This is a genomic window from Faecalitalea cylindroides, from assembly GCF_028321995.1.
GTDB classification, from domain to species: Bacteria; Bacillota_I; Bacilli_A; order Erysipelotrichales; family Erysipelotrichaceae; genus Faecalitalea; species Faecalitalea cylindroides.
The window spans coordinates 1-18,219 of record NZ_JAQLXG010000005.1 but is presented as its reverse complement, the minus strand read 5'-3'; the positions used below and the strand labels follow the sequence as shown (position 1 = coordinate 18,219).

Annotated in this window: 19 protein-coding genes; 6 read left to right on the top strand and 13 right to left on the bottom strand. The window is 34.6% G+C overall.

Annotated features, from left to right (window positions below; all coding sequences use genetic code 11):
* Positions 1-8 precede the first annotated feature (8 nt).
* From PND65_RS04080 to PND65_RS04060, 5 genes are all read right to left on the bottom strand, one after another.
* The gene (locus PND65_RS04080) at positions 9-1,100 is read right to left on the bottom strand and encodes an ABC transporter ATP-binding protein (protein WP_271990769.1); all 1,092 of its coding nucleotides are present in this window, start codon (positions 1,098-1,100) and stop codon (positions 9-11) included.
* An 11-nt stretch (positions 1,101-1,111) separates the two neighbouring features.
* Positions 1,112-1,285: a DUF6903 family protein gene (locus PND65_RS04075; RefSeq protein ID WP_015536396.1), complete on the bottom strand. Its 174-nt coding sequence runs from the start codon at positions 1,283-1,285 to the stop codon at positions 1,112-1,114.
* 12 nt (positions 1,286-1,297) lie between these two features.
* On the bottom strand, positions 1,298-2,158 hold the full coding sequence (locus tag PND65_RS04070) for a carbohydrate ABC transporter permease (RefSeq protein ID WP_035402931.1): 861 nt from the start codon (positions 2,156-2,158) through the stop codon (positions 1,298-1,300).
* A gap of 11 nt (positions 2,159-2,169) precedes the next feature.
* Positions 2,170-3,051, bottom strand: a complete 882-nt coding sequence (locus PND65_RS04065) for a carbohydrate ABC transporter permease (RefSeq protein ID WP_022356535.1) — start codon at positions 3,049-3,051, stop codon at positions 2,170-2,172.
* A gap of 77 nt (positions 3,052-3,128) precedes the next feature.
* Positions 3,129-4,457, bottom strand: a complete 1,329-nt coding sequence (locus tag PND65_RS04060) for a carbohydrate ABC transporter substrate-binding protein (protein ID WP_271990770.1) — start codon at positions 4,455-4,457, stop codon at positions 3,129-3,131.
* A 178-nt stretch (positions 4,458-4,635) separates the two neighbouring features.
* Between PND65_RS04060 and PND65_RS04055 the strand changes: the two genes are divergently transcribed.
* From PND65_RS04055 to PND65_RS04045, 3 genes are read left to right on the top strand one after another with little or no spacing between them, the layout of a single operon-like run.
* On the top strand, positions 4,636-5,469 hold the full coding sequence (locus tag PND65_RS04055; RefSeq protein WP_022356533.1) for an AraC family transcriptional regulator: 834 nt from the start codon (positions 4,636-4,638) through the stop codon (positions 5,467-5,469).
* A 25-nt stretch (positions 5,470-5,494) separates the two neighbouring features.
* Positions 5,495-6,277 carry a Cof-type HAD-IIB family hydrolase gene (locus tag PND65_RS04050; protein ID WP_081683661.1) on the top strand — a complete coding sequence of 261 codons (783 nt, stop codon included), beginning with the start codon at positions 5,495-5,497 and terminating at the stop codon, positions 6,275-6,277.
* A gap of 3 nt (positions 6,278-6,280) precedes the next feature.
* Positions 6,281-7,144 (top strand): aldose 1-epimerase family protein, encoded by an 864-nt coding sequence (locus PND65_RS04045; protein WP_195191315.1) that lies wholly within the window; start codon positions 6,281-6,283, stop codon positions 7,142-7,144.
* On the opposite strand, the gene PND65_RS04040 is transcribed toward PND65_RS04045, so the two are convergent.
* The 5 genes from PND65_RS04040 to thrC are packed head-to-tail and all read right to left on the bottom strand — an operon-like array spanning position 7,141 to position 11,152.
* A complete protein-coding gene (locus PND65_RS04040) occupies positions 7,141-7,701 on the bottom strand; it encodes a Maf family protein (RefSeq protein ID WP_271990772.1) in 561 nt (186 codons plus the stop codon). The genes PND65_RS04045 and PND65_RS04040 overlap by 4 nt on opposite strands.
* The gene (locus PND65_RS04035) at positions 7,698-8,390 is read right to left on the bottom strand and encodes a TIGR01906 family membrane protein (protein WP_271990774.1); all 693 of its coding nucleotides are present in this window, start codon (positions 8,388-8,390) and stop codon (positions 7,698-7,700) included. Before PND65_RS04035 ends, PND65_RS04040 begins: the two co-directional genes overlap by 4 nt.
* Complete coding sequence (locus PND65_RS04030) at positions 8,390-8,824, bottom strand: ACT domain-containing protein (RefSeq protein WP_022356528.1); 435 nt, start codon at positions 8,822-8,824, stop codon at positions 8,390-8,392. The genes PND65_RS04035 and PND65_RS04030 overlap by 1 nt, the downstream gene beginning before the upstream one ends.
* Complete coding sequence (gene thrB / locus PND65_RS04025) at positions 8,817-9,686, bottom strand: homoserine kinase (protein ID WP_271990777.1); 870 nt, start codon at positions 9,684-9,686, stop codon at positions 8,817-8,819. Before thrB ends, PND65_RS04030 begins: the two co-directional genes overlap by 8 nt.
* Positions 9,683-11,152, bottom strand: a complete 1,470-nt coding sequence (gene thrC / locus PND65_RS04020) for a threonine synthase (RefSeq protein ID WP_195376204.1) — start codon at positions 11,150-11,152, stop codon at positions 9,683-9,685. Before thrC ends, thrB begins: the two co-directional genes overlap by 4 nt.
* Positions 11,153-11,245: 93 nt before the next feature.
* Here thrC and PND65_RS04015 point away from each other — a divergent pair, with 93 nt between their 5' ends.
* Genes PND65_RS04015 through PND65_RS04005 form a run of 3 tightly spaced genes read left to right on the top strand, consistent with a single transcriptional unit; the run spans position 11,246 to position 14,659 of the window.
* Positions 11,246-12,352, top strand: a complete 1,107-nt coding sequence (locus tag PND65_RS04015) for a homoserine dehydrogenase (protein WP_271990778.1) — start codon at positions 11,246-11,248, stop codon at positions 12,350-12,352.
* Positions 12,353-12,356: 4 nt separating this feature from the next.
* Positions 12,357-13,679: an aspartate kinase gene (locus PND65_RS04010; protein ID WP_022356524.1), complete on the top strand. Its 1,323-nt coding sequence runs from the start codon at positions 12,357-12,359 to the stop codon at positions 13,677-13,679.
* Complete coding sequence (locus tag PND65_RS04005; RefSeq protein WP_022356523.1) at positions 13,676-14,659, top strand: aspartate-semialdehyde dehydrogenase; 984 nt, start codon at positions 13,676-13,678, stop codon at positions 14,657-14,659. The genes PND65_RS04010 and PND65_RS04005 overlap by 4 nt, the downstream gene beginning before the upstream one ends.
* A gap of 10 nt (positions 14,660-14,669) precedes the next feature.
* Here the strand turns inward: PND65_RS04005 and PND65_RS04000 are convergent, their stop codons facing one another.
* From PND65_RS04000 to PND65_RS03990, 3 genes are all read right to left on the bottom strand, one after another.
* On the bottom strand, positions 14,670-15,035 hold the full coding sequence (locus PND65_RS04000) for a hypothetical protein (RefSeq protein ID WP_015536384.1): 366 nt from the start codon (positions 15,033-15,035) through the stop codon (positions 14,670-14,672).
* Between the two features lie 68 nt (positions 15,036-15,103).
* On the bottom strand, positions 15,104-17,215 hold the full coding sequence (gene ppk1, locus PND65_RS03995; protein WP_271990780.1) for a polyphosphate kinase 1: 2,112 nt from the start codon (positions 17,213-17,215) through the stop codon (positions 15,104-15,106).
* Positions 17,208-18,122: a Ppx/GppA phosphatase family protein gene (locus PND65_RS03990; RefSeq protein WP_271990783.1), complete on the bottom strand. Its 915-nt coding sequence runs from the start codon at positions 18,120-18,122 to the stop codon at positions 17,208-17,210. The genes ppk1 and PND65_RS03990 overlap by 8 nt, the downstream gene beginning before the upstream one ends.
* Between the last annotated feature and the right edge of the window lie 97 nt (positions 18,123-18,219).

Sequence of the window (18,219 nt, the reverse complement as noted above, 5' to 3'; positions counted from 1 at the left end):
CTCCTAAACTAATCAATTCTGTTTTCTGTTTCTGGATCAAAGAAATGCACTTTAGATAAATCCATTGTTAATTTAATTCTTGTATGTGCTGCTGGTTCTAAACGTGAATTAACTTTTGCGCACATATCCTGCCCTTTTAATGAACCATGTAAGATATATTCATGTCCTAATAATTCAGCTACTTCAATTTCAAAATCAAAATAAGCAGTTGGATATGTATCAGCTACAATACCTTCACCATGCAAATCTTCTGGACGAATACCCAAGATAATTTCTTTTCCTTCAAATGCAGAAAGTTTGTCTTTGAACATTTGCGGAATTTCAATTTTCATATCATCAATATTGAAGATTCCATTATTGTAAACACCTTTAATAAAGTTTGTAGCTGGTGCTCCTAAAAATCCGGCTACAAACAAGTTTGCTGGATTATTATAAATTTCTTTTGGTGTACCTATCTGTTGGATATAGCCTCCTTTCATGACAACGATACGATCCGCCATTGTCATAGCTTCTGTCTGATCATGTGTTACATAAATGGTAGTTGCTCCAATTCTTTCGTGAAGTTTGATAATTTCAGAACGCATCTGTACACGTAATTTTGCATCCAAGTTAGATAAAGGTTCATCCATCAAGAATACCTTTGCGTTACGAACAATAGCACGTCCCAGGGCAACGCGTTGTCTTTGTCCACCAGACAAAGCTTTTGGCTTACGATCTAAATATTGTTCAATTTCCAAGATACGTGCCGCTTCATGAACTCGTTTATCAATTTCTTCTTTACTGAATTTACGAAGTTTCAAACCAAATGCCATATTTTCATAAACGCTCATATGAGGATATAAAGCATAGGACTGGAAAACCATCGCAATATCACGATCTTTTGGTTCAACATCATTCATGCGTTTACCATCAATATAGAAATCACCTGCAGTAATTTCTTCCAATCCAGCAATCATACGTAGTGTAGTCGATTTACCACATCCACTAGGTCCTACAAACACAATAAATTCTTTATCTTTTACTTCTAAATTAAAGTCAAATACAGCTTGGACATTGTTGTCATATATTTTATCTACATGCTGCAATGATAACTCTGCCATAATCTTTCCTCCTATTTATGCTTTTTATTGTACAAGAACAATAATGTAAGTAAACCAATTAAACCAACGATTTCAATCATCAAATTGGTAACACTTACTGTTTTCTGTGCCCAGATGATCAATCCTAAAAACACAAAGAATAGAATGATCATAATTATGTTCATTACTTTATTGTCATCTCTCATAAAAAACACCTCTTATTCTTTCATTCCACCAATGCTCATACCCTGAGTGATCTTCTTTTGAACACAAATATAAAGAATCAATGTTGGAATCATTACGATTACCAAACCAGCATACATAACGCCAAAGTTTGCCTGTGATTTTGCATCTGCCATCAAGTATTTAACACCAACAGCCAATGTTGCATTTTCTTTATCCATAAAAGTAAAGGCGATAACATATTCATTCCAGAATGCTAAAAACTGGAACAAGATAACTGTGATGATACTCGGTCTTGCCATTGGAATCATGATTTTTAACATAGTCTTGAAATAACCACAACCATCAATTCGCGCAGCTTCTTCATACGCTTTAGGCAACGTTTTAAAATATCCTGTTAACAAATAAATTGTAAATGGTAAAGCTGTTGCTGCATAAACAACAGATAGCCAGAATTTATTGTTCAAGAAGAAATCAAATCCAAGAGCAATATCCGCATTAAATAACATCAAGAAAATTGGTAATACGATATAGTTAACATTAACAAATAATCCAGCCATGAACAATCCATTAAAGAATTTTTTGCCCACAAAATCAAATCGTGCCAAAACATAGGAAGCAGGAAGAGCAACAACTAATAAAATAACTAATGATAAAGCTGTTACGATTACCGTATTCAATAAGTAATCACCCATTCTTGCCTTTACAAAGGCATCGGCAAAGTTAGACCATAACATCTGTGCAGGAAGATCAAAAGGATTTCCACTAACCAGTTCCAACTGTGATTTCAAAGATGCCAAGAATACCCATGCGATTGGTACAATGATTGAAATAGCCAATGTGATCAAGGCTACATAAACAAAGATCTTATATATAGGAAAATTACGTTTTTTCATAAACCAACCTCCTAGTACTGTAGAACTTCACGTTCAGTTACCTTATTTATGATAGCTGACAAAGCAAATGAGAAGACGAAGATACATACACCAATTGCCATACCGAATCCATATTTACCGGCAAATGCATTGTTGTACATATAGTTCAAGGCAACTTCACTACCTAAATTACCTTCACTTGTCAACTGTACAAACATGAATGATAAGTTGATCGTAGAAATAACGAAGAATGTCAAAGTAGTACGAATATTATCCCAGATCAATGGTAAAGTGATCATAAAGAACTGTTTTACTTTACCTGCTCCTTCAAGGCTTGCTGCTTCATATAGGTTTTCTGGAATACTTGTCATACTTGACATATACATAACCATATAATAACCAATCGCCTGCCATATTAAAGCAGCAATAATTGAATAGTTAATAATATCCGGATTACCCATCCATTGTTGCTGCAAGAAATCAAGTCCAATCATACCAAGGAATGTATTCAAGATACCATTTGTAGGCTGATAGATGGCAGAAAAGATACCTGCAATAACAACAATACTCAAAATATTTGGAATATAGAAAATAACACGGAAGAAATTCTTTCCAACAAAATTTTCACGTGTTAACAAGGTTGCAAATAAAACCGCCAATATCAATGTTATGATCGTGATCAATACGACATAAAGAATTGTATTTTGCATAGCCTCGATAAATCGCATATCGTTAAAAAGAACTTTGAAGTTAAAGAATCCGGCAAATGTTGCTTCACTGACAAAATTGCTCTTTTTAAAGAATGCGGTCTTAAATACATCAATCGTCGGAATGACCATAAAAATGAATACTAAGATAACTGCCGGTGCTAGACAAGCAAATACGAAACGACTTTGTGCTTTCTTTTTATTCATAATTTACCTCCAATCTTTAAAAAGCGACGAGCAATAATTTGCTCATCGCTTCGATTTGTAACTATTTTAATGTTTAATTATTCAGCATTTAATTTATTTTCTGATAATTTTACCCAAGCATCAGCCAATATGCTCTGATATTCATCTGCTGTGATTTCACCAGTAGCTAAAGAATCAATTGAACCGAATACTGTAGCCGCACGGTCAAAATCAGGTAAATTTTCTGTGTTATATGGAGCAAATGCACCGAATGCTGGAGTTGCTTCATTGTATACAGAGAAGAATTCTTTAGTATATCCATCTTCCATAGCTGCTACACGATCCATCATATCTGTTGTAGGAACGATGTTTCCACTTTCAGCCATGATCTGTACACCTTCATCAGAATAGATAAATTCTAAGAATGCTTTTGCATCATCAACGTTTTTAGCCTGAGCAGGGATCCAAACTTGTTCAGTCATAGAACCAACGAAACGTTCTCCACCTTCTTCAAGAGCTGGTAAAGGAAGAAGTCCCCAATGGAAGTCTTCAGGAGTAGTATCAGCCATTTCGTTAACTACCCAGTCACCATTTGGCATAAACAATGCTTTTCCATCAATTACTGCTTGCTGGTTCATTGTGAAACCATCTTTAGCGTTTGCATTAGATACTGTATCAGAATACAAGTAATCAGGGCTTACTAATTTACTAATGATATCGATAACTGTTTTTCCTTCTTCAGAATTCCAAACATCTGGTTCATAATTCAAAACGTTGAATAAGAATTCTTCACCGCCAGCTTCTTTCAATAATGCATTTAATGTATTATCAAAGTAACCATTTGTTGGATAAGTAAACAATGCAATTCCATCTTCTCTAGCCTGATCACCTAATGCCCAGAATTCATCCCAAGTTGTTGGAAGTTCATATTTCTTCCCTTCTCCGATCAATTCTGTGTTATAGAAGAATCCAGCTGGAGTTGTCTTTAATGGCAACAAGTAAGATTTTCCATCACCATAGTACTGTACAATACGACTATTTGCGTATTCTTCATCAATATTAATATTTTCGATAACGTCAGAAATATCCAATACTTCATTTGTGTTTAACTGAGTTTCTGTGTATCCAGAAGGTTGTCCTAAGTTGTAATAAACAACATCTGAATATTCACCTTGTGCATTTTCTTTGTTCAATACATCAGGCAATTCTTTTTCGAAACGAAGTTGAACATCTACATCTGGGTTAGCAGCTTCGAAAGCTTCAGCTAATTTTGTAAATACTTCTTCTCCGTTTCCTCCAGAGAATGAATCGAATTTAAGAACTCGTTTATCTCCAGAATCTGCATCTTCAGCTGGTGCGCTTGAGCATCCTGCCAACATAGATGCTGCCATCGCAAATGATAGTCCAGCAGTTATAATTTTTTTCATACTCTACCTCCTATAAATTCGTATGAATCTTTTTGACAAATTCAGTATATCGAATTTGTAAGCGCTTTATCATAATTATATAGTTGTTTATTTTATATATATTGCGATTTTGTTTATTCTAAACAAAATTGATAAATCAAAGAAAACAATATATAATTATGTAGAAAAGGGATTTATTATGAGCACACATCGATTTCAACTTGAACAACTAAACTTTGATAAAACAAGGCCAAAGCTTTTGTACATTACTGAATCTAGTTTCGACCATGAGTGGAATTCTACTTTACATACACACTTATGTACCGAAATCTTTTATGTAACGAAAGGTCATGGTCTTTTTAGTCTAGACAACAAAACCTATCCAGTAAAAGAAGATGATCTAGTCATCGTGAATCCACTTGTTTCACATACCGAACGAGGTATTGAAAATGTCAATTTTGAATATATCGTTATGGGAATCGAAGGGATTACATTTTTTTCTAAAGAACAGGATGAAGAACAAGGCTGCAGTATCGCAAACTATTATGAATATAAACACGAGGTCTTATTCTACTTAAGAACGATGTTACTTGAGGTAAAGACAAAAGATGTTGAATATCAATCACTTTGTCAAAACCTTCTGGAAGTCTTGATCATCAATTTAATGCGTCGCGCTCAAATTAAGCTGGAAGTCTCCCCTGTCAATAAAGCGAATAAAGATTGTGTCTTTATCGAAAAATATATTGACGCGCACTTTAAAGAGGATATCACATTAGACAAATTAAGTGAACTCACATTTTTAAATAAATACCACATCGTTCATGCCTTTAAACAATATAAAGGTATTTCTCCTATTAGTTATATGATCCAAAAAAGAATACACGAAGCTAAGATTCTCTTATCTACGACTAATTTACAAATTTCTGAAATTTCTTATATTGTCGGATTTACAAGCCAATCTTATTTTGCTCAGGCATTCAAAAAATCTGTAGGCATCTCTCCCCTTCAATACCGAAAAGATCATAGTAATTAAGATCTATATTTGATACAATAAGAACATGACAACAGGATATTTTTTTGATATGGATGGCACACTCTATAACAACGCCTTCCATACGATTTCACATAAAACATTTCAAGCTCTATATCAATTAAAGGATCAAAAAGATATGCTCTTTTTAGCAACCAGCCGTTGTTTAAGAGAACTCGACCACTTGCCACGAGAAATGTATAATTTCCCTTTTGATGCCAAAATCTTAGATGGCGGCGCACTCATCTTAGATACAAACAATCAAATCATTGAAGACACTCCTATCTCACCTACTTTGATGAAGGAAATCGAAACATATTGTCTTAACAACGATCTTCTTTATCGATACAGTACAAAAGATGGAAATTATTTTGGCACCAAAGTCAAACAAGCCTTTTATGAATTAGAGTTTTCTTTATATTTAAACACACCAGATTATAAGCCCTATGAAAATGATATTGCCTATAATGTGCTAATTTGTTATGAAACAAATAAACAAAAAGAAGAAATTTGTCAAATAGCACGTGATTGTGGCATCGTTTTTTATCCAGAATGTGTTGAGATCCGAGCCAATAACATAGATAAGGCGACTGCGATCCAAAAAATCAAACACCATTTTGAACTTGATCGCATCATCTGCTTTGGTGATGGAGAAAATGATATTGAAATGATCAAACAAGCGGACATTGGAATCGCAATGAAAAATGGTTGTGATAAAGTAAAAGAAATCGCCGATCATATCACTGACTCGGTCGATGAAGATGGTATATATACATATCTAGTTAAAGAAAAGCTGGTAAAGGAGGTCTAAAATATGCCATTTAAATTAGAAAATGAGTTTTGTCGTTTGGAAGTAATCCCGGAAGCTGCAGAAATTACTTCTTTTTTCGACAAGACAAATAATGTTGAAATCATGTATCAAGGAGATGAAGGCTGGTCTGGAAGAAACCCAAGTCTTTTCCCTATCATCGGTAGTACATATTCAAAGTATTATGAAATTCACGGAAAACAATATACGATGAAAAATCATGGCCTTGCCCGTTATGCTACATTTAAAGGGGAACAACTTGAAGACAAATTGATTTTTACATTCTGCTCTGATGAAGAAACTTTAAAACAGTACCCTTTTGATTTTGTGTTTGAAATTGCTTACTCTCTTGAAGGCAAGACTTTACATATCGACTACACGATCAAAAACACTTCAAAAGAAGATATGCCATATTCATTTGGACTTCATCCTGCTTTTAGAGTCCCTCAATACAAGAATGAAAAATTTGAAGACTATTCCATTGATTTTGAATTCAATGAAGAAGCTACACAGCTTGTCTTTGATCCAAGTTTTAGCGAAAACATCAAAGAAAAGAAAGTTCAACTAAATTCATGGAAGTTATCTCGTGAAGATATTAACCATTATGCTACATTGGTATACAAAGATTACAAGAGTTCCTATGTAACACTAAGCCATCAAGGTGAACCTCGTCTACGTGTTCACTTCGCCGGGTTCCCATACCTGGCTCTTTGGACACATCCTACACCAAGCAACTTCATCTGCATTGAACCTTGGTATGGACACAGTGATTTTGAAAAAGAAACACCAGATTTCTACCATCGTGAAGGTACGATGATATTAAAACCTGGTGAAGAAACACAATTCAGTTATCAAATTGAACTATTCTAAAGACCCAAGTGGTCTTTTTCTTTTTCTAAAAATTCTTGCACTTTATATTTTGGAAATCCTACAACATTTGAATAAGAACCTTCAATACGCTCTACAAAATCCACTTCCTGAATTCCATAAGAACCCGCCTTATCCATACAAGTTCCTTTATTTACATAGTCGTTGATCCTATCATCACTTAACTCTTTAAAATAGACTTTTGTCGTAACGACATCAACCACTTCATGATTTGGACTACATAAAGCTACCGCTGTTTTGACTTCATGAACTTTACCAGACAGCATTTTCAAAGTTTTAAACGCTTCAGTTTTGGAAGCTGGTTTTTGAAGAATTTGCCCATCATAAACAACGATCGTATCAGCACCAATAATACAATCATTATTGTGTTTTTCAAATACTTCCTTTACTTTTGAAAGAGCTACATTCTTCAAAGCTGCATCAATATCCTGACCTTTAAAAACTTCATCTTTTAAGGCCGGAATCACGCAAAATGTATAACCTAGTTTAAAAAGAATCTCTTTTCTTCTTGGCGATTTAGAGGCTAATATTAAATTCATTTTCGATCAAATCCTATCGGTGCTTTTTTAAATTGATAATATATTGAAAACGCTAATGCAATTGCAACCATCAAAACAAATTCGATGATAATACTAATGACCAGCTGATTAAAAATAATCTCAGGCAACATACAGATCATAAAATCAGTACGTGGATCTAACAGCCATAAATCATTAGAGAAGAACACAGTATGAAACCAAGTCCAAAAGCCTGTAAAATCATATGCGATCCACATTCCAAAAAATAACAATACAATTCCTAAACATATTGAAGCTTGGATCATCCCTTTGCTAAGATAGCTGATCATGAGCTTCTTTTCTTTTACAAAAAAATAGACCAGGATACCAATCATAAAAACAAAACAAACGATACCCACAGTAATCGCATTTTGATATAGCGCTTTTACATCTACCATATGCGTCTTTTCTTTTGTGTTAAACGCTTCAACAGCCTGTCCATTGCGAGTTATCGTAATGTCCATATCCTGTCTTTTATCTTGAATATAATCCAATAAGACTATAATGCTGTCATTGAGATCTTGATTGGAAACATTTAAATCACTAGCCAATTCCATTTGTTCATAACGAGTTGTATAAAAATCAGGATCCAACGCGATTGATTGAATGCTGAAAACGGCAGCACATACAATAAACATTAGACCCCAAATAAAAGAAATGAATGATTTCATTATTCAACCGCAACCAATTCCGCCTTATCAACCATTGGCATAGCTTCCATTAATTTCAACAAAGCTTGAATACTGATTTCTAGATCCGTTATATCTAAAGTCAGTGATAAGTTATGAATACCATTAATTGGAATCGTTTGATTGATTGCCAGAACGTTGACCTGTTTTACCGATACTAAAGACAAGACTTTTGACAAAGCTCCCTTTTCATTTTTAATGATCATAGAAACTACAGCGTTACGGCGCGATTGATCCTGATCAAATGAGAATACTGCATCTTTATATTTATAGAAAGTTCCTCGCGAAATCCCTACTTCCTTAACTGCTTCTGAGATGCGTTTTGCTTTGCCTGATATCAGTAACGTTCTTGCTTCTATAACTTTTTCAAGAACTTCAGGCAAAATATCACTTGAAACAACAAAGAACTTACTCATACTCTATATATGCTCCTTTCGTAGAAATCGATACCTTCTTATAAGACATGCCACAATATTTTACAATCCATTCTTGTAACATGTCCAGCTTTTTCTCATCTAAACTCATGGCCAGCATCGTACTGCCACTTCCTGAAATCCACATAGCTAAATCAATGCTCTTACAGTAGTCATGAATTTCAGCATATTCCTTGATGAGTTTACCACGATAGGGTTCATGAAGAAAATCGTGGCATGTCTTAGGAAAGATCAATTCATTTCCACTGGATAAACATTGAACAAAACTTAACGCATAACCAACCTGTTTAACGGCATCTTTATAGTCAATGGTCTGTGGTAAAACCTTTCTGGCTTCAGATGTTTGAATCGGATAATCCGGAATCATGGCCAAACCTTTAAAGTTTTGACAAGGAATCATCATCATGCGAACATCACCATCATCCATGAAGCTTGTGCATGCTTGTCCAAATATTGCCGGTGCAACATTATCTGGATGACCTTCAATCTCGGTTGCGATTTTTAGCATCTCCATCTTGTTTAATTGACCGTGAAACCATGCATCCGCTGCCATGATACCCGCAACGATACAAGTTGAACTCGAACCAAGTCCTCTTGATGAAGGTATATCTGTATCGATTTTTAATTTTAAGGTAGGCATATCTACCTTCATATAATCACAAGTTTTTTTAAATCCCACGATTACTAGATTGTCTTCATTTTTAAATTCATCTGAACAGCCTTCAATTACAAACTCTGGATTTGGTTCAAAGTAAAATGTCGCGAACCAATCCAAAGCCATTCCTAAAGTATCAAACCCAACACAACAATTGGCACTTGTTGCCGGTACCTTTACACAAATCATACGAACTTCTCCACCATACCTTTAACGCTTTCTTCCATTTCTTTGACAGAAATCACATCTTTATGAATGATCTTAGAGGTTTGTAAAGCTGCTAGATTGCCAGGAATTGGATCGCTACAGATTTCTGCAAGTTTGTTCATCGCATCAAATTCAGAAGTACTTTCTATACCCAAGGCATCCAATACATCCTGAGGAAATTTATAAGGTGATGCCGTTGCTAAAGAAACAATCACATCTTCACAGGCATCTTTGGCAACCTTATACGCAATGGCAGAATGTGGATCTAAGATCACACGATTGGAATCATAAGTTTCTTTTATGACTTGTTTTGTGGCTTCATCATCAATATAACCACAGCCAAATAAAGATTGTATTTTTTCCAACATCTGTGCTGGAATTTGATATCTTCCTTTTTGATTTAGATCATCCATACATTGTTTGACAAATTCTGTATCTTGATTTGACATATAATACAACAATCTTTCTAGATTGGATGAAATCAAGATATCCATGCTAGGTGAGATTGTCTGAATAAAATCGCGGTTACGATCGTAGATTCCGGTTGTTAAAAAATCTGTTAAAACATGATTAGCATTGCTGGCTACATAGAATTTCTTTACCGGCAATCCCATTAAATACGCATAATACCCAGCCAAAACATCTCCAAAATTTCCCGTAGGAACACTAAAACACACTGGTTCATTCATTTTAATGACATCATGATTCACAAGATATTTATAACTTTCAAAATAATAAACGATCTGAGGAACAAGTCGTCCTATATTAATCGAATTTGCACTCGTTAGCATGACATTATGCTCAGCGGCAAATTCATTTAGATCTTTATCCAAAAACAATTCTTTGACTTTACTTTGGGCATCGTCAAAGTTTCCTTTGATTGCCAACACTTTTAAATTGTTACCCGTCTGACTTGCCATTTGGCGATATTGCATCTGGCTCACTTTTTGATCTGGATAAAAAACTTCGATTCCGATATTTTTTACATCTTTAAATCCATTTAACGCTGCTTTTCCAGTATCACCACTTGTAGCCGTCAAGATCAAAGCTTTCTGATCTGTTTTTTCAAGAGCTACAGACATAAGCTGTGGCAATAAAGTCAAGGCAACATCCTTAAAAGCACTGGTTGGACCATGAAACAATTCCAGAACATAGATATCCCCTACCTTACGAACTGGGGTAATGTCTTTAGAGGCAAAAGTATCTGTATATGCATTATTTACACATTGTTCTAATTCTTCTTTTGTAAAATCATGTAGAAGTTTGCTCAAAATGTAAACAGCATTTTCTTTATAATTATTTTGACAAACTCTATTTAAATCAATTTTTACATCAGCTAAATCAGGCCAGACAAACAATCCACCATCATCACTGATTCCTTTTAAAATTGCTTCTTTTGATGTCAGATGAACCTGTTTATCTCGTGTTGAAACATAGAAATTGTTCATGGGAATCCCTCCTTGAAAAACTATATCTCATATGATACAATGTTCACAATTTAAAAACAAGTGTTTTTTAAAAAAACACATAAGGAGGATAAAATGAACATTACTTTATGTGGATACGGTGTTGTAGGAAAAGGTGTTGAAAAACTTTGTGAATTAACCAATGATCTCAATATCCAATATATATATGTACGAAAAGAAAAGGAAGATCTTCCCCGCTTTTCAAACGAAGAACATATCGTTGAAGATCCATCCATTGATATTGTCATGGAATGTATGAATGGTCTTGAACCAGCTAACACATTGATTCGTAAAGCTTTAAAAGCGAAAAAACATGTAATCACATCCAATAAAGCAGTTATCGCAACCTATTTGGAAGATTATTTAGATCTAGCTAAAGATAATGATACGACCATTCAAATTGAAGCTTGTGTTGCGGGTGGAATTCCTTTTTTAGATGCACTATTAAAGCTACAGCGTTTGGAACCAATTCAAGGATATGAAGGAATCTTTAATGGAACCAGCAACTATATTCTAGATCAAATGACTAAAAATGATCTTGATTATGAAGTTGCCTTAAAAAATGCACAGGACCTTGGATATGCCGAAAAAGATCCTACAAATGATGTGGAAGGAATTGATGTTTACTATAAGGCTGTTATATCTAATATGCTGGCTTATAAAAACAAAAAATTAGAGCTGCCAAAACCTGTTGGTATTTCTAAAATTTCAAATAATGATATTGCCTTGGCAAAAGAAAACGGGAAGATCATTCGCCATTTAGCAATTTCAGTTTGTAAAGATGAAAAAGTTTGTACGATCATTGCACCGGCATTTTTAGATAATGGAACTTTCTTAGCCAATGTTGAAAACAACTATAATGCACAAACGATCCATGCACATAGCTTTGAAACACTTGGCTATCTAGGTCAAGGGGCTGGTCAATTAGCTACCGCTCAAGCTATGATGCAAAATGCAATTGATACATTGGAAAACAAAGAACGTACGATTTTATTAACCAATACGTACACATATGATGAAACACTGATCAAAGAAAACTGGATCATTCGTTCAAATAAAGAGCTTACAATCAACTATACAAAAAAAGATGGTTCTTACTATTGGATCGAACAAATGGATCAGACAATCATTCAAAAAATCAAAAAACAAGATACAGATGCAATGATCGCAATATGGAGATAAGCTTATGTTAAAAATCACAAAATTTGGTGGAAGCAGTGTAGCCAGTGCTTCTCAATTTAAAAAAGTTAAAGAGATCGTTATGTCAGATCCTGCACGAAAATATGTTGTAGTGAGTGCCCCTGGGAAAAGAAACGGAAATGACAATAAGATTACCGACCTGCTCTATTTATTAGATGCACATCGTCAATATCACGTAGATGCCTCAAATGTTTTTAATTTGATCAAAGATCGTTTCTTGGAAATAAAGAATGAACTAGGTTTAAAACAACCTATTGAAAAGGAATTAGATCGTTTTTATACGAACTTAAATCAAATGAACCAAGCCGAAATCGTTTCACGAGGAGAATATTTCTGTGCCAAATTAATGGCAGAATATTTAGGCTATGGATTTGTCGATGCCAAAGATATCATTCGTTTTCGATTAGATAAAACCATTGACTGGCAGGCAACAACAAACAAACTAACCGCAAAATGCGCTCAGTATAAAAACTTTGTTTTTCCCGGCTTCTATGGAGGCAGTGCCAATGGACAAATCCAGATTTTTCCTAGAGGTGGTGGAGATATTACCGGAGCTATATTGGCACGATGTTTAAATGCAGATGTCTATGAAAACTGGACCGATGTCTCTGGATTTTTAATGGCAGATCCAAGAATCGTAAAAGATCCAGAACAAATTACACATATCACCTACTCAGAACTAAGAGAGTTAAGCTATATGGGTGCCAGCGTTCTTCATGAAGAAGCTATATTCCCTGTCAAGGAAGCAAATATCCCCATTCATATCTTGAATACAAATCGACCACAGGATGCAGGAACGATCATTCAAGAACATAACAATTACGTCAACCCTTATGCCATTACAGGGATTGCTGGAAAGACAGATTTCTTAAGCATTTACATTTATAAAAAACATATGTCCAACGAAATAGGATTTATCCGAAAAGTTCTATCGATCCTTGAAGCATATCATATAAGTGTAGAACATATTCCAAGTGGAATTGATTCCTTCAGTATCGTTGTCTCTAAAAAAGACATTGAAGATTCCTTATATGAAATTCTTGCCCGTATCAAGACAGAATTAAAACCAGATGAAATCAAAACACAGGAAGATATTTCATTGATTTCAACCGTGGGTAAAAACATGTCTGACAAGCCAGGTACCAGTGGTAAACTATTTGGTTCTCTAGGAGCTAACAACATCAATATTGTGATGATTGCCCAAGGCAGCGATGAAATCAACATCACGGTTGGTGTAAAGAAAAAAGATTTTGAAAAAACGATACAAGTTATCTACGACACATTTGTCACAAAGGAGAAACAGTCATGAAGACAATTGCAATTGTAGGCGCTACAGGCGCTGTAGGACAACAGATGTTAAAATGCCTTGAAGAAAGAAACATTCAATGCAACTTAAAGCTTTTGGCAAGTGCCCGCTCTAAAGGAAAAAAATTCAAATTCTTCGATCAAGAAATTATTTGTGAAGAATTGAATCCAGATAGTTTTAAAGATGTTGACTTTGCTCTTGGTGCCACTGAAAACGATATTGCCAAAACATGGATTCCCTGGGCATTAGAAAACAAGGTAATCATTGTCGATAATTCAAGTGCCTTTCGCTTAGACCAAGATGTTCCTCTAGTTATCCCTGAAATTAATCCGGAGGATATCGCCAAGAACAAAGGTATCATTGCCAATCCCAACTGTGCGACTATCATTGCCCTGGTCGCATTAAATGCTCTGCATAAAGAATTTAAGATCAAACGCATGATTGTCACAACATTTCAGGCTGTTAGTGGAGCTGGAGTAAAAGGTATTCAAGATTTAGAAAATCAATTAAAAGATCCTACTGCACCTTGTAATGCATTTCCTTATCCAATTGCCTACAACCTAATTCCTCAAATCGGAGACTTTGATGATCTAGGAATATCAAAAGAAGAATGGAAACTACAAAATGAATCCAGAAAAATCTTACACGATGACAACCTTTTGGTAAACTGCACTTGCGTTCGTGTTCCAATCTTACGAAGCCATTCTGAAAGTATCACGATCGAATGCGAAAAAGAAATCGATATTACCAAGGCTAGAGAACTTCTATCATCAGCACAAGGCGTTCTATTAAAAGACGATCCTTTACACAAACAATATCCAATGCCTTTAGAAACAACAGATCAAGATCTTGTTTATGTAGGCCGTGTTCGTAAAGATATTTCTGATCCTACAAATCACTCTTTATCCTTATTCTGCTGCGGCGATCAAATACGCAAAGGAGCCGCTACGAACGCTGTTCAAATTTTAGAAAAACTTCTTTAAAAAGACCAGGCTATTTTTCAGCCTGGTCTTCGTTTGTTTTATCAACAATTTCTTTGGATTCGATCATATCTGTTTCATCTTCTTCAACTTTTTGTTCTGGTGCCTCTTTTTTTTCTTCTTTTGATTCTTCATCACGTACCAATAATTTGATCAAAGTTTCATTCATACAAGCAAGAGCATAAAGGATCACAGTTAACATAACCGGATTAAAACAATAAGAAATTAAAGTTTCAATGATCTGAGCTGTTGTGATCGTTCCAGCAGCTATATACGTTGAAAGTGCTGAATATGTTGAAAATAATGTGTATCCAGTGTAAACCAAGGATAAAACAACAAATACATATAAAATCTTCGTTAAATTCTTCTCTTTTTTCATAAATACCTCCATGATTTCTCTATTGTACTTTATTTCTAGTTTTTTTTCTACTTTTCATGGAGGAAGGCCTATTTTTTAAAGATTGATTGTTTCAACTGAGTTAATATATCAAATAGTCCATTTTCCACTTTTTCCTCTTTATTCGAGACAAGTTCAATCGCTTTTTCCATATTCATTTTTTGAGAATCATAAGGATCTCGTGAAGAATCAACACGTACATATTGTCCATTAGATTTTAGATATCTTGCTTTTACATTATCTTTTAAAATATCATCAAAGTAATCTAATATACGTTTTTTTAATCGTTCATCATAAATTGGACAAGCTACTTCAACACGTTTTTCAGTATTTCTTGTCATAAAATCCGCACTGGATATATATACCTTGTTGACACCCTGTGTTTCAAAACAGTAAATTCGAGAATGTTCCAAGAAACGTCCAACTATACTAATGATCCAAATATTATCCGTATAGCCTTCAAGCTCTGGTAACAAACAACAAATACCACGAATAACCATAGTAATTTTTACCCCTGCTTGGCTGGCTTCAACAAGACGTTTCATGATATCCATATCGGTCATTGAATTCATCTTGATCTTAATAGATGCCGCTTTGCCAGCCTTGGCATGTTCGATCAAAAGATCGATATTCGATAGAACTTCCTGTTTTAGATTGGCAGGAGCAACCCATAAATGTTGATAAGATCCATTTAAATTCGATGTTGCCATATTTTGAAAGAAAGCTACTGCATCTTTACCGATACTTTCTTTTGCCGTTATATACGAAATATCCGTATACATATGGCTTGTTTTTTCATTATAGTTCCCTGTTCCAATTTGAGTAATATACTTGATCGTATTTCTTGTTTTATACGTAATCAGACAAACCTTAGAATGAACTTTATAGTTTTCAAAACCGTATAAGATTCGACATCCAGCATCTTCTAAGATTTCTGCTGCATTGATATTGTTCTGTTCATCGAAACGAGCACGAAGCTCCATCAAGACCGTAACTTCTTTGCCGTTCTCTGCAGCTCGACATAAATATCTTAAAATCTTTGAATGTTTCGCAAGTCGATAGATCGTAATCTTGATTGAAACAACATTTGGATCTGAACTTGCCTCTTTTAACAAATCAAGAAATACTCCAACATCCTGATATGGATAAAACAATAAAGCATCATGATCAATGATTTGTGGAATCAATGGTTTCTTACTATCTAGATCAATGGATGGCTGAGCATTAAAATCTTCATAAGATAAAGGTGTCTTTAACGACAAGGAAGCTGAATCAATAACGGAATAGACATGCTCCATTTCCAATGGAGTTTTTGAAACAAAAACTTGCTTGCGTTTCAAATTTAAATGATCGCATAAGTATTCACAGACATCATCCTTAATATCTTTATAGAATTCTAATCGAATTGGTGACAAACGACTTCTAGACTTTAAGATCTTCTTCATAGATTGTCGATAATCTTCATCATCATCAATCGCTTTATCATCCAGGTTGATATCGGCATTGCGAGTGACACGAATGACTGTTTTAAACAATACTTCTTCATTAAAAAGCTTTTGTACGAAGTGGCAGATAATTTGCTCTGCTAACAAATAACAATGCTCCGTATCTGGAACATATAAGACTCGATCTATAAAATTAGGAACACTTATGATTCCGTATCCTTGTTCCAATTCAACAATGATATACAATCCTTTGTTTATTAAATGTGGAAAAGGATGTCTTGCATCTATGATCTGTGGTGACAACAAAGGAAAAATCTGTGTATCAAAATATTGGGTTACATATTTTAACTGCTTTTTAGATAGATCTTTAAATGAAAGACAAGACATCTGCAAAGATCTTAATGTGCGATTGATATCTTTATACGTTTCATCTTTTAAAACATATAGTTTCTCACTCATTTCATAAATCGCATCTAACTGTTCATCTGGTGTCATTCCACTGCGTTTATCAATATTATCTTTATCAATCAAAGATAAATCATATAAACTACCACATCGAATCATGTAAAATTCATCTAAATTGCTGGTAAAAATAGCTATAAATTTTAATCTTTCCAATAACGGAACTCTTGGATCTGCTGCTTCTTCTAAAACTCGTTCATTAAAACGCAGCCAAGATAGTTCACGATTTTGGGTAAACGGATATTTTTTATGCATTTTGTTCTCCTATAACTCTCTCAATCAAATAACCTTCTCGAACTCCATTCATTGATACTTGAATTTTTTCAGCTTGTGTATATTGCGCAATCGTATCAATGATCACCAATCCACAAAAAAGAGTGTGGATCCTGTCTGGTTTAACTTTCAAAAACAAATGCGCACAACGCTCTTCATCTTCTAATAAATATTTTGTAAGTTCTTTTAATAGATTGCTGTCAAACTCATAACAATCTTTGGCAATCCATTTCAAGCTCACAAGCACAGAGCGTAAAGCTCGCATGCTACCACCAGTCACCGCAAGATATCGACATCGAAAAGTTCCTTTATCCTTCTCGGCATCTTTTAATTCTTTCATAACACGTTCTTTCATCAATTTAACTTCTTTTGCCTTAGGAAGAATGGCTTTTACATATTTATTGAACATGTTTAAAGATCCAATCGGTAAACTGGCGACATACCCAATCTGGTTATGATCATATAAAATGATCTCACTACTTCCTCCGCCTGTATCCACATAGATACCATTGTCATGGGCCAGTCCGTGAATAGCTCCTTTAAAACTCAATCTACCTTCCTGAGCACCAGAAAGTAAATCGATCTTGATATCACAGTCGTTTTTAACTCTATCCAATACCTCTTGTGTGTTATCAATATTTCGTAAAGAAGCTGTCGCAAAAGCTGAAAAAGAGCCAATATTTAAAGACTGCATCATTTCTTTAAAACGTATTAAACACTGTTCTAATTTTAGAATACCTTCTTCAGACATAATGCGCTTTTTAACATAGGAAACGATCCCGACCGCTTCCTTTTTAGAAAACAAGATCTCAAAAACATTATTTTCATTAATTTGATATACATTTAATCGAATCGTATTTGATCCAATATCAATGATTCCATGTATCATACTCAAACCCCCATATTATTATTGATTATTACGGAGTGAGAAGTCCACTCAATACGGCAAAATAAGTCCATGTATTACGGTGACGAAGTCCACTTGA

Excerpts from the sequence above, each read along its gene's own strand:
- PND65_RS04080 (WP_271990769.1), bottom strand. The coding sequence starts at position 1,100 with ATGGCAGAGTTATCATTGCAGCATGTAGATAAAATATATGACAACAAT.
- PND65_RS04075 (WP_015536396.1), bottom strand. The coding sequence starts at position 1,285 with ATGAGAGATGACAATAAAGTAATGAACATAATTATGATCATTCTATTC.
- PND65_RS04070 (WP_035402931.1), bottom strand. The coding sequence starts at position 2,158 with ATGAAAAAACGTAATTTTCCTATATATAAGATCTTTGTTTATGTAGCC.
- PND65_RS04065 (WP_022356535.1), bottom strand. The coding sequence starts at position 3,051 with ATGAATAAAAAGAAAGCACAAAGTCGTTTCGTATTTGCTTGTCTAGCA.
- PND65_RS04060 (WP_271990770.1), bottom strand. The coding sequence starts at position 4,457 with ATGAAAAAAATTATAACTGCTGGACTATCATTTGCGATGGCAGCATCT.
- PND65_RS04055 (WP_022356533.1), top strand. The coding sequence starts at position 4,636 with ATGAGCACACATCGATTTCAACTTGAACAACTAAACTTTGATAAAACA.
- PND65_RS04050 (WP_081683661.1), top strand. The coding sequence starts at position 5,495 with ATGACAACAGGATATTTTTTTGATATGGATGGCACACTCTATAACAAC.
- PND65_RS04045 (WP_195191315.1), top strand. The coding sequence starts at position 6,281 with ATGCCATTTAAATTAGAAAATGAGTTTTGTCGTTTGGAAGTAATCCCG.
- PND65_RS04040 (WP_271990772.1), bottom strand. The coding sequence starts at position 7,701 with ATGAATTTAATATTAGCCTCTAAATCGCCAAGAAGAAAAGAGATTCTT.
- PND65_RS04035 (WP_271990774.1), bottom strand. The coding sequence starts at position 8,390 with ATGAAATCATTCATTTCTTTTATTTGGGGTCTAATGTTTATTGTATGT.
- PND65_RS04030 (WP_022356528.1), bottom strand. The coding sequence starts at position 8,824 with ATGAGTAAGTTCTTTGTTGTTTCAAGTGATATTTTGCCTGAAGTTCTT.
- thrB (WP_271990777.1), bottom strand. The coding sequence starts at position 9,686 with ATGATTTGTGTAAAGGTACCGGCAACAAGTGCCAATTGTTGTGTTGGG.
- thrC (WP_195376204.1), bottom strand. The coding sequence starts at position 11,152 with ATGAACAATTTCTATGTTTCAACACGAGATAAACAGGTTCATCTGACA.
- PND65_RS04015 (WP_271990778.1), top strand. The coding sequence starts at position 11,246 with ATGAACATTACTTTATGTGGATACGGTGTTGTAGGAAAAGGTGTTGAA.
- PND65_RS04010 (WP_022356524.1), top strand. The coding sequence starts at position 12,357 with ATGTTAAAAATCACAAAATTTGGTGGAAGCAGTGTAGCCAGTGCTTCT.
- PND65_RS04005 (WP_022356523.1), top strand. The coding sequence starts at position 13,676 with ATGAAGACAATTGCAATTGTAGGCGCTACAGGCGCTGTAGGACAACAG.
- PND65_RS04000 (WP_015536384.1), bottom strand. The coding sequence starts at position 15,035 with ATGAAAAAAGAGAAGAATTTAACGAAGATTTTATATGTATTTGTTGTT.
- ppk1 (WP_271990780.1), bottom strand. The coding sequence starts at position 17,215 with ATGCATAAAAAATATCCGTTTACCCAAAATCGTGAACTATCTTGGCTG.
- PND65_RS03990 (WP_271990783.1), bottom strand. The coding sequence starts at position 18,122 with ATGATACATGGAATCATTGATATTGGATCAAATACGATTCGATTAAAT.